Below are 15,286 nucleotides of genomic sequence, written 5' to 3' on the forward strand. Positions count from 1 at the left end.
AGTAAGGCAATATCAAAACCTGAAGAGGGCTTACCCATAGAACCCGGTTTAATGTGCAAAATGATTGATAATCATCCCTGTTTCAGTAGACCCTGGGAAATAAAGATGTGAAAATTCACTTGTGAATGTATTTTACGTTATTTTTTATGTCCACTTTCCATACAACCATATATGCCCCACTGTCTGCTTATTCGTCTTTTGTCCTGGCAGCATTTTTCAAGCCATAAAAAAAAGACAGCGGATAGCCGCTGTCTTCTCTACACTGCGCTACTTAAGCAGCTGTATTCATTTCAGTTTGCTTTGGCATAGTTAATTTTCTATAACGATAGAAAACAATCGATGCCAATACAATGCCTAATGCATTAATGCATAGGGAGAACATAAATACTCCCGTTACATCAACATAACGTGTGATCAAGCCTGTTACAAAAGGAATACCGGCTGTTGCCAAGCTTGTTGCCGTGCAGTGGATACCGGTCATTCTTCCTTTGTTCTTCCAGAAGAAATCACATAAAACACCTAGTGCTAATTGCATAACGCCAGCTAGAGAGAATCCGATGACAAAAGCCAGAATGGCTACTAGCAACGGTGATTTTGCATTCATAAGCAGGATGGTACCTGCCATTGTCATGATTGGGTAAGCTAAAATGACATGTGTTGGCTTCAACCATTTACGCAGGGCGATTGCGACAAGGATGACGGATATGAACGCACCAATATTATAGTAGCTGAGGAGCTTTAAGGAGCTCGTCAATGACATGCCGATCACTTCTTCTGCGTAGGTCGGCATCCAGATGTTCATCAAATACAATAAAGCTGGAGCTGTAAAGCCTATTCCAATCAAAGCAAGACCTTCGATTTGAAACTTCGGTGCTTCCGTAAATTGGTTAAGGGCTGCTTGAGTAGCTTCTGCATTTGCATTTGTTTCCTTAGAGTATGGAAATTTTGCTCTTGACAGGAACAATGCACTTCCGATAAAGATCATAGCCGGAACAAAGAAGGACCAGCCAAAGAAAATGCCGTGGTTCAAGAAAAATGTAATCATGAACGGCAGAATCAATGATCCGACGGAAATAAACGCCTTAACAGAAACGGTTGCTGTACCAGTGTGTTTCGGGAATGATTCCATCACAGTTGGATAGGTTCCAGCATCTAGGAAGGCATTTGATAAACCGCCTAGGACGGCAAACATAAGGGCAACCTCATAATGGGTTGTTAATGGAATTCCAATCAAAAAGGCAGCACAAAGCAAAGCACCTGTAATGACAAATGGCTTTCTTCCGATCTTATCGGAAAGATGCCCGGATATATATAATGAAGCTAATCTACCAATACCATAGGCGGAGACGAGAAAAGAAACACCAGCATTATCGGTTCCGAGCCTTTCAGTCAAGAAGCTCATATTTTGAGCAATCATGATGTAGGCCATACCGAATGCGAAGTAGTTTATATAACTGCCAATGGCTGCAGCATATTTGCTATTCATTGATAGACCTCCTATTTCTTATAGGCAATGCCTATTAATTTGGCCGAGGAATAGATATTCCTGTGGTTTTTTGTCAAAAATATATCTACTAGACATTAGGCCTAGTAGATATATTTCATTCAGTAAACAGTATAGGGTTAATTATGCAGCTGTACTAGCTGTAGTATTTTCCACTTTCATGACTTTACGGTAACGAACAAGCACGACAAGTGATAAAAGAACACCTGCAGCTGCTACTGCTGCACCGAAAAGAATAACGTTTGTAATGTTTGTGTTAGCAATTTTACCTGTGATGGCAGGAACAGCCGCACTTGCCACAGCAGACATAGTCATAAAGATACCTGTTAGTGTACCTTTGTTGCCGCGGAAGAATTCAGCCATAACAACAAGGGCTAATTGAAGCACACCGCCTGCTGCGAAGAAACCGATTAGGAATGCGCCGCTGATAACCATTGCTGGTGTTTGAACAAAAGCAATGCCAAGGAAAACAAGTAATGACATTAATGGATAAGCAAATACAACATAGACAGGCTTGATTATGCTTTTTACAAGATAAGATGTAATAAACACAGAAGCTAGTGAACCAGCACTATAGTAAGAAACCAATTTCAAAGAAGAAGCATTAGCCATGCCGATGACTTCTTCACCATACGTTGGCAGCCAAGTTTGAACAATCAAGAATGTTGCTGTAGCTGTGAAAGCGATAAAGATGATCGCAAGTCCTTCAACCCAGAAGTTAGGTTTTGAAGCAAATACTTGTTCAGCAGCTGTTTCTTCAGCTGATTCTTCTTTTTGGTTTGCTTTCGGGAATGGCAATTTGATCATGAAGATACCATTCAATACAAAGATGGCAACAGGGATTAAGAATGAAATTCCATAGTACCAGTCATTTGCAATGATCATACCGATGATAACTGGTAATGTGAATTGACCTGCAGAGATAAATGCTTTAAGCAAGATATTCGCTGTTCCAGCGGATTTAGGGAATGATTCCATTAATGCAGGGTACGTACCTGCATCCAATACAGAGTTTGCAATACCTGCTAATAGGGCAAACATGAATGCGATTTGTACGTTTGGTGCAAATAGAATGGATACAAAGAATCCAATATACACGAGCATACCCGCATAGATGATTGGTTTTCGACCGAGTTTATCAGATAAAACACCTGAGATTGCCAAAGCGATTAAACGACCGATACCTAGAGCAGAGATTACATACGCAACTCCTGCTTTATCAGTGTTTAATTGATCCATAAGGAATGTCATGTTTTGCGCAAGGATAATTGCGCCCATACCATGGATGAAATAGTTGATATACATAGCCATTGCAGCTGGCATATAACGATTTTTAAACATTTTTTCAACTCCAAAATTTCATTTTTATATAAGCTTGCCATGAAGGCAAACTAATTAAAACATTTGTTCTTTCACATATTCAACAGGCATTTCTTGTCCTGTCCACATTTCGAACGCTTTTGCACCTTGATAAAGCATCATGCCAAGACCGTTAATTGTGCGGCATCCAGCTTCTTCTGCCATTTCAAGAAGTCTTGTTTTACGCGGGATGTAAACAACGTCAGAAACGATTAATTCTGGACGCAGCCAAGAAGCATCAGGAATCAAGCTTTGTCCTTCAAGCGGCTTCATACCAACGCCTGTTCCGTTCGTAAGGATGTCCGCTTCAGCGATTGCCGCTTTAAGCGCGTCTAAATCCTCTAAACGATGAACGGTTGCTTTGCAAGTTACGCCTTCCATTTGGTTGTTGATGATGTCCACGTTTTTCTCAGCGCGTGCATAGTACTCATCATCGCGGTTGAAGATTGCAATTTCTGCTACTCCATCAAGAGCTGCTTGGATTGCGATAGCTGTTGCGGCACCGCCTGCACCCATAAGGACCATTTTCTTACCGATGATATTGATGCCAGCTTCTTTCAAAGCACGCATATAGCCTGTTCCATCAGTGATGTGGCCGATCAATTTGCCATTTTCATTGACAACAGTATTAACCGCACCAGTGAATTGGGCTGCTGGAGAAAGCTCATCCAATAATGGACCGATTTTTGTTTTGTTCGGCATAGAAACATTGAAACCGCGAACGTTTAGGGCACGCATGCCTGTTACAACGTCTTCAAGCTGTTCATTGCCCACTTCAAATGCCATGTATGCATAGTTAAGTCCTAGTTTACGCAAAGACATATTGTGCATAGCTGGGGATAAGGAGTGACCAATTGGCGTTGCCAATAATCCCAATAGTTTTGTTCTTCCGTCGATTCTTCCTAAATCTGACATGTTGTTTTACCTCCAAGGTGTTTATATATTATAATTTGCCGACTTGATGTCATTCATGTAAGGAATGGTTGGTAATCAACTAATGTGAATGATTTCACATACAATGACACAAATTACCCCTTTAACATTTCATCAAAGGCAATTATACACATATGATTCTTTTATCATCCGGCCGTAAATGACTATACAGCCGGATGATAAACAATAATTAAAGACTTTTGTGTAAAATATCTAATACTGTACGCAATTCTGCTACAGGAATTTGACCTGGTGCAGATGCTTCTTTTCCTGCTCCAAAAGTGAAGGCAGAACCAAAAACTTCACCAGCTAGACGGCTGATTACACCTGTTCCAGCCATAGACATCGTGATCAATGGGCGGTCGGCATGTTCTGTTTTCATTGTGTAGGTTGCATCAAGCAATGTAAGTACATCACCAACATTTTGCGGCATAACTGCAATTTTCGGGATGTGGGCACCATACTCTTGCATTTTGCAAAGACGGCTGATGATTTCTTCCTTCGCTGGTGTTTTGAAGAAATCGTGGTTAGACATGATGACAAATACGCCATTTTCGTTTGCTGCTGCCACAAGTTTTTCCACGTTTTCTTTCTCGTTGAACAATTCAACATCCACTAAGTCAATTTGCTTTGTGCGGATAGCTGTTTCATTTAGTTCGACATAGAAAGCATCACTGATTTCTTTATTTCCGCCTTCTTTATGGCTTCTGAAAGTGAAGAGCAATAATTCTTGATCGAATGCTGCTCTTAATTTGCTGATCATTGTCTTTACAGCTTCTAGATCTTCAACATGCTCGTATATATCAACGCGCCATTCAACGACATCTGGAGCAAGCTCTTTCACAAGGGCTGCTTCTTTTAGAATTTCTTCTTCAGTTTTTCCAACGAGCGGCACGATGATTTTTGGTGTGCCTTCGCCGATGACCACGTTTTTAATTTTCAATGTACTCATTGTGGTACTCCCTTCTTCTCTATATCTTCATTATGCCTTCATACTGCCTTCATGATTAAATATCCGGTTTTGGATTAAAGCAATGGGCATTTTCTCGCCTGTCCAAATCTCAAATGCCTCAGCACCCTGCCAAAGCATCATGCCTAATCCATTAACCGTCTTACACCCTGCTCCTTCTGCCATCGCCAGCATCTTTGTTTTCAAAGGGTTATAAACGATGTCTGAAACAGTCATTTCAGGACGAAGCCAGCTGGTATCCTTCACAATGCTCTCCTGCTCCATTGGTTTCATTCCGGCACCCGTTGCATTCGTGATGAGGTCACTATTCATGATTTCATGCTTCAGTCGTTTCTCATCACCGAGATCATATACATTAGCCAGACATGAAAGATGCTGCAAAGAATCATTGATAATCTCTGCATTTCTTTCTGCACGGGAGAAGAACTCATCCTTGTGATTGAAAATGGATATCTCGCTTGCACCATCCATTGCTGCTTGAATAGCAATGGCAGTAGCAGCGCCTCCAGCTCCAAAAATCGTCATCTTCTTGCCTTTAATAGAGACACCGGCCTCCTTCAAGGCTCGCATATAGCCAGTCCCATCTGTTAAGTGACCAATCAGCCTGCCGTTTTCATTGACGACTGTGTTGACTGCACCAGCGAATTTCGCCGCGGGAGCAAGTTCATCCAATAAAGGTAGTATTTTTGTTTTATTTGGCATTGATACATTAAATCCACGCACATCCATCGCCTTAAACCCTTTGACGATCTCTTCAAGCTCTTGATTGCCAGCATCAAAAGCCAAATAGGCATAATTCAATCCAAGCTCCTGACATGCCATATTATGCATGGCTGGGGATAAGGAATGGCTTATCGGTGTAGCAATCAAACCTAGCAGTTTTGTCTTGCCATTTATATAACCTGAACCAACCAATTGAGTGCCCTCCTTTTATCATCAGACCGTGCTTTTCATCACACGATCCCCCCCTGCCAGCTGCGCTAGTACTGCCCTGCATGAGGTTAATATCTAGTGCATATAGCATGGTTTGAATATGTAGTAATTTCTTTGACTTCTTGAGTATATAGGAGAATGTTCGGAAAATCTAATTGGTTTTTCCAGTTGATTTAATAGATTTTATCTATAGATATATACCGGTTAATTCTATAGATAAAAGCATAGTAATAATTCTTGATTTATAGATATTTACCTATGTATTCATAAAAAAAACTATCGTTTTCCTGCAAATTTCGCAGAAAAACGATAGTTAAAAGGAATAGATTAATTAAATAGCACCGATTTTTTTCAATGTATCTGTGATGTTTCTTCCTTCACGTACGCCGTCCATGATTTTGCGGGCACGCTGACTGTCACCGATATTGACGAATTCAACGCCTTTTTTAGCAAAATGTTTTTGTAAGAAAGATACATTCTCATTTACAGGCTTCATACCTAGGCAAACGAAACCATAATCAAACTCAAGATTGCTGTCGACACCTTCATATTGAAGCTTGAAGTGGTCAGAAGCAACTTCCATAAGAGAAGTATTCGTATGAACTGTGACATTTTTCTCTTTGATCATGCTCATCATGGAAATACGAGTGATATGATCCAAATCACGGCCGAGCATCGGCAATCTCTCAACGATTGTCACGTCTGCTCCTCTTTCAGAGAAGTATTCGACAACATCAAGACCAACGGCACCTCCGCCGATAACGCCGATTTTCTTGCCTTCAACATCCAATTCATTGAACTCATCTAATTTATTCAATAAGCCCATGATGGAGTAAATTTTCTCGCCATCTTTATCAATGCGGTCAAGAAGACCAGGGATTGGCGGAAGTAATGGCTGCGAACCTGTTGCATTCACAACTACATCCGGCTTGAATTGTTCAATCAGCTCGATGTCAGCTTTCGTATTTGTGAATGTAATCAAGTTTTTCAATTTCTCCGCACGTTTCACTAAATAGTTAGGGAAGTCAGAGATACGGTTTTTCGCTGGTAGTGTAGCAATTTCTCTAGCCAAGCCGCCAAGATATGGCTTTTGCTCGAACAAGTAAACTGTGCAGCCAACTTCTGCAGCTGTACAAGCAGCTTCAAGACCAGCAGTACCGCCGCCGATGACAACAACATTTGTCGTATCTTTAATGCGGTTTTCTTTATGAGAATCTTCCACATAAAGGTTCGGGTTAATCGTACATCTAATTGGCCGGTTTAAACCGATGCGGTGACCAGCACATCCAATGTTACAAGAGATACATTTACGAATTAATTCTTCGTTCTGCTGTTCTACTTTATTCACCCAGCTAGGGTCGGCAATCAATCCACGGCCCATCCCAATTAAGTCAGCATGTCCATTTGCAAGGATATCATCAGCGATTTGCGGGTTACGGATGTTACCAGTTGTCATCGTTACTTTGCCGAATTTTTCTTTAACGGCTTTCGCCATGTATGAACGCCATCCGTCAGGTAGGTTCATTTGGTCGATTTGGTAATGTACAGAGTCATTGACAGCAGCGGATACGTCGAAGATATCCACTTCGTCGTTTAAGTATTCAAGGATATTAAGCGTGTCTTCCAATGTGTTACCGCCAGCTAATAGGTCATCGGCGCTGAAACGAAGCATGATTGGGAAGAACGGACCAACCTCAGCACGAACGCGGTCGATAACCATACGAGCGAAACGAGCTCTATTTTCATAGCTTCCGCCAAACTCATCTGTACGGTTATTATATAAAGGAGATAAGAATTGGCATAATAAGTAAGAGTGACCCGCATGAATTTCAACAGCATCAAAGCCAGCTGCTTGTGCACGTTTAGCCGCTTGTCCGTATTTCTCTACGATTTCAAGAATTTCTTCCTTTGTAAGTGGTCTAGGAATGGCACCGCCAGTCTTAGAAGGAATATTGGATGCAGAAACCGGTTGAAGTCCCTCAATACGTGCTGGAACGGCAGAAGCCCCGGCATGGTTAATTTGAATGGCTACATTCGTACCATATTTATGAAGAGTTTCAGTTAGATTATAAAGTCCAGGAATATATTTGTCGTGATCGATACGGATTTGTGTTGTTCCGTTGGATCCGAGCGGGAAGTCGACATTTGCATTTTCTACGATAATAAGGCCTGTTCCGCCTTTTGCTCTTTGCTCGTAGTAGCTGATGTGATCTTCATTAAATTCCCCGTGCTGCCCGCCGAAGTTTGTACCCATTGGCGGCATAACGATACGGTTCTTCAATGTCATCATTTTCACTTGAAGCGGTTCAAAAATGTGCTGATAGTTCGTCATGATTTTATCCTTTCTCAGTTGAATTCAACTTGCTCTAATCGAGCATAGTAGTATAAAGGTGAATTCAAAATTAATTCAATTCCCTGTTAGTGAAACTTCCTATACAGAGACAAAGCAGGTGTTAATACAGAATGTGTTTTGTTTCACAAAAAATCTCGACACCTCTATACACCTATGATATATTCGTCATTACCGATTATATCCCCGGTTATTTTAATAATCTAATTGATTTTTTAAAGAGAATTAATAGATGTTTTCTATAAGAAAGGACAAAGAATATTTATGAATTTACGCCAACTGCATTATTTCCGAACCTTGGCCAAGATTGAACACTATACACAGGCAGCGGCCCAATTATCCATCACTCAGCCCAGTCTAAGCCACGCGATTACAGAGCTGGAAAAGGAATTAGGCGTTTTTTTGTTTGAAAAGCAAGGTAGAAACATCCGTCTGACTAAGTACGGGAAAATATTCTTAACCTATGTCGATTCCGCCCTTTGTGAATTGGAAAAAGGTGAAAAGAAAATCAAGAAGTTAATGAACCCTGAACAAGGACAGATTGACTTAGCATTTATCTATACGCTTGGTTCCCGGTTCATTCCAACATCAATTGAAGCATTCGTGAAAGAAACAGAATATAAGGACATTACCTTTTCTTTCGCTCAAGGAACAACCAAAAGTATTATACAGGGACTTAAGGATGAAAAATACGATCTCGCTTTTTGCTCGTATATGGAGAATGAGAAAGAAATTGATTTCACACCAGTAGCAGAGCAGGAATTAGTACTGGCCGTTCACCCTGATCATCCATTAGCTCAAAAAGTGACCGTTGATATTGGGGAGACGGTACCCTACCCCTATATTTTCTACTCAAAAGAAAGCGGCCTAAGGCCTTTAATTGATAAAATTTTCAAAGAGGAGAATCTCAAACCCGAAATCGTGTGCGAGGTTGAAGAGGACTCCGCAGTCGCAGGGCTGGTCTCTGTCAATTATGGAATCGCCATTATGCCAAGGCTATCAACCATTGAGAATCAAGCAACGATTAAATTGATTAAGATCTCCAATCCAATACATAAGCGATTTATTTATCTTGCCAGTATGAAAAATTACTTTCTTTCCCCATCTGTCAGGCTATTTCGAGATTTCATCATTGAATTTGCGAAGGATCAATCTCATCAGTTGTTCTAAAAAAAGGCGGAGTGCTTGCTCCGCCTTTTCCTTTTTGTTTTTAAATGCCTGGTATATACTCTTACCTCTTTCCGTCCCCTTCAATATCTTCTTATTTTCCACCCTCAATTTGATCTCTTACCAGGATAAAAGTCATCTTAATGCCAAAATGGTTGAAACTATGAAGATTTGGCACATAGTAATAATATTTCATATATTAGAAAACTGACCTCACAATTTCTCTGCATAATAAGAAATACGGCTTGAGGATGACTTCTAAACAGGTTGATGCATGAAACATTATATAAAATTAGAAAGAGCCGAAGATCATTCACTATGTATAAACAGAAATAGTTTATCGTTCGGCTTTACTAATTGCTGGATATCTTTTTTCCAACCTTAGTTCTATAGACTGTTATAACAAAGATTCGAACTTCCTTAGGACAAATGTCATCTTAGAGCTGAACTTTTTTCATCGTTGAAGATTTAGCACATAGTTATTGTCTTTCATCTAACTCCATTTTTTAAATAGGCGCTAACGAAAAAAAGCCTGTTTTAAAAAACAGGCTTCAAAACATCAAAACTCCGGCATTTGATCCAGATTATTTTCCTTTGTTCCATCAGGCTCACTTCTGATAATATCCCGGCCGTATTTATGAAACACATCAATATGAGCGAGCTTGCCACCTTTAGCTTCATCTAAGGCGGTTAAGTAATCAAGCTCCCTTCCGCTCTCTGTTTTGAAGGCAATGATATCACCATCATCATTTTTTTGGACGGCGATAATGCGTTCCTTGCCTGGAATCATCTCTTCCTTATTTGCTGAAACATCGGCAGAGTTCAGGTACTCTTCATAGATGGAATTAAACCATTCATTATTATTATTCATATAGCATCCCTCCGCTCTTAGTATGTGCAAGAAGATAACATGCATGTATAAAAGGATGCAGCTTTAGGAAAAATGAAAAAGGATGCAGCCAGTCCGGCATACACCCTTTACGCATTTAAGTTCAATTCAGCTTCACTATCAATTACTTGTAATTCATATGTCTTAATAATATTTATGAGCATGCTGCTATAGATTTTTTCTCCATTTTCATCAGTGGCAGTACTATAGCCAGCATCCTCAAGAGCCTTTGCCTGCTCCTGATAAGTTTCTCCATCAAAGAGCCCATTCTTCTCATAACGCTTATTCTCGACTAGAAATTGACCATGGTCCTTGATGGAATCCTCTAACGAACCATACACACGAAAATCACTTGTAATCTGATCATCATAGTTTTCTTTCGTCTCTAGATTAGCGGTAGCACCATCCCAGTTATGACCCTTGATCCCGAATAAATTATTATATTCCTTTGTAAGTCCCGAATTGCCCCAGTTTGATTCAAGGACAGCCTGGGCAATCGTGATGGAGGGCAGGATGCCATACCTCTCGTAGTTGGCCATTGCCCCATCTTTCATTTTATTAATAAATGCCCGCTGACTGCTGTGGTCACTTTTTTGCTCATTCAGGGCTGTTATCGCATTATTCGCTTTATCGATTTCCTCTTTCGTAAAATGCAGATCATCCATAACAGACTTCATGGTTTTCAATGTATACTCTCCATTATCCCGTTCAATGAAGTGCTTCGCTGTTCGTTGGATTTGACTTGTTGTCACGGTATCCATTGAATACTTAACCTGAAGAACGGCCGCAACCTCCCGCCAATTAACCTGCACCTTTCCGAAGCTAACCTCATCGACCAGCTCCTGGATTTCCTTCGAATTATCCAATGATACAGGCACAGGCTCATAAGCATCAATCAATTTCCACAAGCCTAAGAATAACAGGGCAAATATGATTAAAGGACCTGCGATATTGGGTCGTTTTTTCTTACGTGTCATTGAATGCTCCTTTATGATTGTTATTTATATCATTGATGTCGGTGTTGTCTCCTATTATAAAACTCTATGTGAGGATGAATCCAATATAAATGTTTTTCACCATTGTAACAGATTGTAAGAGTTATGGAACTGTTAGATTATGTAACTTCTAATGACTTTTGCAGAGCCGATGATTTAACGATTCTTCACCTCCAATTTTGTATATCATGCAGCTTTCCGACAATTTTTGGCATGAAAAAGACGCAGAATTGTTCATCCTGCGTCATCATAAATTGATCATGAAGTACTTGCTTGGCGAAGTTTATGATGCTTATATTTTTTCCAAAGCATCCCGTGCGTTGGTGAGAGGAAGAAGACAAGCAGAAACTGAATCCCAGCAGCGGTAATCATGCATCCGGCTATCGAAGCATCTAGAACCATCGCCATATAGTAGCCGCCTATTGAACTAATTCCTCCTGAAACAACACTAATGACAATCATCATGCTCATACGATCGGTTAGTAAGTAGGAAGTTGCGGCTGGTACAATCAGCATGCCAACAACCAGAATAGCACCGACACTTTCAAAAGAAGCGATCGTCGTCACCGATACTAAACCCATCAATAAATAATGAAAGAAAAGTACCGGAATACCGAGAGCAAGTGCCATGGCAGGATCAAAACTGCAGATTTTGAACTGCTTATAAAATACAGTGACAATCAGTATGTTCAATAAGAAAGCTAAGCCTGTCACCCAAACGGCCATCGGCCCCATATTCACCCCGCCTGCACTCCAAGTATCCCAAGGAGCAAAAGCAATCTCTCCGTAAAGGACACAATCAAGATCTAAATCGACCTGACGGGTAAACATCGATATAAGCAGTACCCCTATAGAAAACAGGGCAGTAAAAGTCACACCAATAGCTGCATCCGTCTGAACGCCGCCTTGTTGGAATTTTTGAATTAAATACACGCATAATAGTCCGAATACCGCTGCTCCGAACATCATCCAAACAGAATCACGGGAACCGGTAAATAAGAAGACTAGCACAATGCCGGGCAATACGGAATGGCTGATGGCATCTCCAACAAGAGCCATCTTGCGGAGAATGAGGAAGCAGCCAAGAATGCTGCAAGAGCCTGCGACAAAAAAGCCAATGAGGATGATCCAGAACGCATTCATACAGACTTTCTCCCTTCTGCCATAATGGTTTGTTGGCTTCGGAGGTACTCCCGTTTAATCTTATTCCTTCTCGCAAACTTCATAAGCACACCTCGTTTAGGAGCAAAAATGACGGAGATTAGAAACCAAAAGCTTGCAGAGAGGACTGTCAATGGCCCGGTTGGGAGATTATTGGCTACTGTACTAAGGAGTGTACCGGATATGCCGCTCATCATTCCAAAGAAACCGGATAGAACAATCATCACACGTAAATCCTCCGTCCAATATCTCGCTGACACAGCAGGTGTGATTAACAGCGCGACCATCAATACGACACCAACCGCTTGGATACCTGTGACAACGGATATAACAATCAAAAACATCATCCAATATTCCAGCCAGCTCACAGGATAACCAATCCCACTAGCAAATCCAGGGTCAAACGACACAAGCTTAAATTCCTTGAAGCACAATGCCGTAACGGTTATCAAAAATAACGATATGATTACCATTGTAATGACATCACTCATGAGCATGGACGCAGTCTGGCCAAATAGAAACTTATCTAGACCAGACTGGTTCCCCGCACCTCCCTGCTGGATACGGGTGAGCATCACAATTCCAGCGCCAAAAAATACACTTAAAACAATCCCAAATGCACTATCCTGCTTGATTCTAGATTTTCGCGTGAACAAACCAATCAAGAAGATGGCCATTAGCCCAGATATAGCAGCCCCAATCAAAAAGAAGATGATTGATTTAGTTCCCGTGATTAGAAAAGCGATACAGATACCTGGCAGAGCAGCATGTGATAAGGCATCTCCAATTAAAGCCTGCTTGCGCAAATAAGCAAATGTGCCAATAACACCACTTGATAAACCTAAAAGCATTGAGCCAAGTAAGATCCACATTGTATTGGGATCATTTAAAACGGCCGTTAAATTCATGCCATCCCCTCACTTTACTTGTATGAGGGCATTTGACTGTCCATCCAGGACAGTCAAACTCCCGCCATATGTTTTATGCAGATTATCTACCGTAAAGATTTCTTCTGTCTCCCCATATCCAATCAAATGTTTATTGATCAGAATCGTCCAATCAAAGTATTCCTTCACAGTGGATAAGTCATGATGCACGACAAGTACTGTTTTCCCTTGCTGCTTTAACTCATTCAACAAGGTAATAATGGCTTTTTCAGTGGCGGCATCCACTGCGGCAAATGGTTCATCCATCAGATACAAATCAGCCTCTTGTGCAAGTGCTCTGGCTAAGAATACTCTTTGCTGCTGTCCGCCTGATAATTGGCTGATCTGCCTTTTCGAAAAATCCTCCATCCCCACTTTCTTCAAACACCGCATAGCGATTTCCCGCTCTCTTGAACCTGGCCGCTTAAACCATCCTAAATGTCCGTATCGTCCCATCATGACAACGTCTAGAGCATTCGTCGGGAAATCCCAGTCGACTGATTCCCTCTGCGGAACATAGCCAAGACGTTTTTTAGCAGATTTATAATCGCTCCCAAGTATAGTGATATCGCCTGATATTCTTGGCAGCAATTCGAGGATGCCTTTTAATAATGTGGACTTTCCAGCCCCATTCGGCCCAATAATTCCGACAAGCTTCCCTTTTGGGATCATAAATGAAATATCCTCAATGACCGGTTTATCATGATAGGCAATTGTTACATGATCGACCTTTAATGCTTCCATCACTATCTCCCCCTATCGTAATGCGTTCGTAATTGTATCGACATTATGTTTAATCATCCCAATATAGGTGCCTTCCTCTGTCCCGTTTTCTCCCATTGCATCTGAGAACAGCTCACCACCGACCTCTACGGTATGGCCTTTCCTTTCCGCTCCTTCAATGACAGCTTGAATGGCTTTTTGTGGAACGCTTGATTCCACGAAGATTGCTTTGATTTTCTTCTCCACAATGAAATCCCTTAATTCTGATACATCCTTTGAGCCATATTCAGACAAAGTGCTGATCCCTTGCAAGCCCCTTACCTCAAGTCCGTACGCTTCTCCAAAATATCCGAAAGCATCATGGGCTGTGATCAGTACCCGTTGTTCCACAGGGATGCTTGATAATTGTTCAGCTGCATATTGATCAAGCTTCATCAACTCTTGCTTGTATGCCTTATAATTCTCCTCATAGGTTCCCTTGTTTTCTTTATCCTCCGCAATCAGGGCATCCTTCACAACATCCAGTGTTTCTATCCAAAGCTCAACGTCAAACCAGATATGAGGGTCAAATGTATTATCTTCGACAGTCTGAAGTTTCCCTTTCTCAATATCTTTCGTGACAGCAATAACCGGTTTCTTCTTTTCCATCTTTTCCAGGATATCCTGCATTTTCCCCTCGAGATGCAAGCCATTATAAAAAATCATCTCAGCCTGATCAATCTTCTCCATATCCCCTTGAGTGGCCTTGTATAGATGCGGGTCAACACCAGGACCCATCAATCCCTCCACCTCTACGAGATCACCGCCAATATTAGCTGCCAAATCGGCAATCATCCCAGTTGTGGCAACAATCTGAATCTTACCGTCATTATCGCCAGAAGCAGCATTCTCCTCTCCGCAGCCGCTTAGTAACACAAGCGACAAAATAAATACCATCATGCTCCATAACCTTGTTTTCTTCATTCTTTCAACCTCCTAAAATATATAAATGCTAAATTGCAAATTTAACCATTGATAACCATTCTCATTAGATAATACAAAAGGATAACAACCCCCTTAAGCGTGAGGTTACTCGCTTTTCAATTGATAATTATTCTCACTTATGGTCACAAAAGTCGGAATAATATTATTTTCAATAGGACAATTGATAATAATTCTCATTGCGATATAAAAAGAAAAGGCCTGACTCTATCATCCTCTTATTTATAATGATTACAAACAATATACCTAATTTAACTTTTAACCTAGCGACTAATAATAATTATTATAATAATTGATACTAAGAAAAATGACAAACAAAATTTTGATTTATAAAAAAACAGGTATAAATACCCATAAAATCTTGTGTAGTCTTTTCATTCCATATTCAATATTAA

At 40.8% G+C, this 15,286-nt stretch carries 13 protein-coding genes; 1 reads left to right on the forward strand and 12 read right to left on the reverse strand.

The window, feature by feature from the left end; all coding sequences use genetic code 11:
* Positions 1-271: 271 nt before the first annotated feature.
* The 6 genes from ACI35L_RS00800 to ACI35L_RS00825 all read right to left on the reverse strand — a co-directional run bounded on the left by ACI35L_RS00800 (position 272) and on the right by ACI35L_RS00825 (position 8,031).
* Complete coding sequence (locus tag ACI35L_RS00800; RefSeq protein WP_439802026.1) at positions 272-1,486, reverse strand: MFS transporter; 1,215 nt, start codon at positions 1,484-1,486, stop codon at positions 272-274.
* Positions 1,487-1,627: 141 nt separating this feature from the next.
* Positions 1,628-2,845 carry an MFS transporter gene (locus tag ACI35L_RS00805; protein ID WP_439802027.1) on the reverse strand — a complete coding sequence of 406 codons (1,218 nt, stop codon included), beginning with the start codon at positions 2,843-2,845 and terminating at the stop codon, positions 1,628-1,630.
* Positions 2,846-2,899: 54 nt separating this feature from the next.
* A complete protein-coding gene (locus tag ACI35L_RS00810; protein ID WP_049670884.1) occupies positions 2,900-3,778 on the reverse strand; it encodes a shikimate dehydrogenase in 879 nt (292 codons plus the stop codon).
* Between the two features lie 208 nt (positions 3,779-3,986).
* A complete protein-coding gene (aroD, locus tag ACI35L_RS00815; RefSeq protein ID WP_439802028.1) occupies positions 3,987-4,748 on the reverse strand; it encodes a type I 3-dehydroquinate dehydratase in 762 nt (253 codons plus the stop codon).
* 30 nt (positions 4,749-4,778) lie between these two features.
* On the reverse strand, positions 4,779-5,681 hold the full coding sequence (locus tag ACI35L_RS00820; RefSeq protein WP_439802029.1) for a shikimate dehydrogenase: 903 nt from the start codon (positions 5,679-5,681) through the stop codon (positions 4,779-4,781).
* Between the two features lie 349 nt (positions 5,682-6,030).
* Positions 6,031-8,031, reverse strand: coding sequence for an oxidoreductase (locus ACI35L_RS00825; RefSeq protein ID WP_049670881.1), 2,001 nt, complete (start codon positions 8,029-8,031; stop codon positions 6,031-6,033).
* A 282-nt stretch (positions 8,032-8,313) separates the two neighbouring features.
* On the opposite strand from ACI35L_RS00825, the gene ACI35L_RS00830 reads away from it, so the two are divergent.
* Positions 8,314-9,219: a LysR family transcriptional regulator gene (locus ACI35L_RS00830; RefSeq protein ID WP_049670880.1), complete on the forward strand. Its 906-nt coding sequence runs from the start codon at positions 8,314-8,316 to the stop codon at positions 9,217-9,219.
* Positions 9,220-9,775: 556 nt separating this feature from the next.
* Here the strand turns inward: ACI35L_RS00830 and ACI35L_RS00835 are convergent.
* From ACI35L_RS00835 to ACI35L_RS00860, 6 genes are all read right to left on the reverse strand, one after another.
* The gene (locus ACI35L_RS00835) at positions 9,776-10,087 is read right to left on the reverse strand and encodes a DUF3892 domain-containing protein (RefSeq protein WP_049670879.1); all 312 of its coding nucleotides are present in this window, start codon (positions 10,085-10,087) and stop codon (positions 9,776-9,778) included.
* Between the two features lie 107 nt (positions 10,088-10,194).
* Positions 10,195-11,082 (reverse strand): glycoside hydrolase family 73 protein, encoded by an 888-nt coding sequence (locus tag ACI35L_RS00840; RefSeq protein ID WP_049670878.1) that lies wholly within the window; start codon positions 11,080-11,082, stop codon positions 10,195-10,197.
* A 276-nt stretch (positions 11,083-11,358) separates the two neighbouring features.
* On the reverse strand, positions 11,359-12,243 hold the full coding sequence (locus tag ACI35L_RS00845) for a metal ABC transporter permease (protein WP_439802030.1): 885 nt from the start codon (positions 12,241-12,243) through the stop codon (positions 11,359-11,361).
* A complete protein-coding gene (locus tag ACI35L_RS00850; protein ID WP_439802031.1) occupies positions 12,240-13,169 on the reverse strand; it encodes a metal ABC transporter permease in 930 nt (309 codons plus the stop codon). Before ACI35L_RS00850 ends, ACI35L_RS00845 begins: the two co-directional genes overlap by 4 nt.
* A gap of 9 nt (positions 13,170-13,178) precedes the next feature.
* Complete coding sequence (locus ACI35L_RS00855) at positions 13,179-13,931, reverse strand: metal ABC transporter ATP-binding protein (protein ID WP_049670875.1); 753 nt, start codon at positions 13,929-13,931, stop codon at positions 13,179-13,181.
* A 12-nt stretch (positions 13,932-13,943) separates the two neighbouring features.
* Positions 13,944-14,873, reverse strand: a complete 930-nt coding sequence (locus tag ACI35L_RS00860; protein ID WP_439802032.1) for a metal ABC transporter solute-binding protein, Zn/Mn family — start codon at positions 14,871-14,873, stop codon at positions 13,944-13,946.
* Between the last annotated feature and the right edge of the window lie 413 nt (positions 14,874-15,286).

The sequence above is a fragment of the Pradoshia sp. genome (assembly GCF_051873915.1).
Lineage (GTDB): Bacteria > Bacillota > Bacilli > Bacillales > Pradoshiaceae > Pradoshia.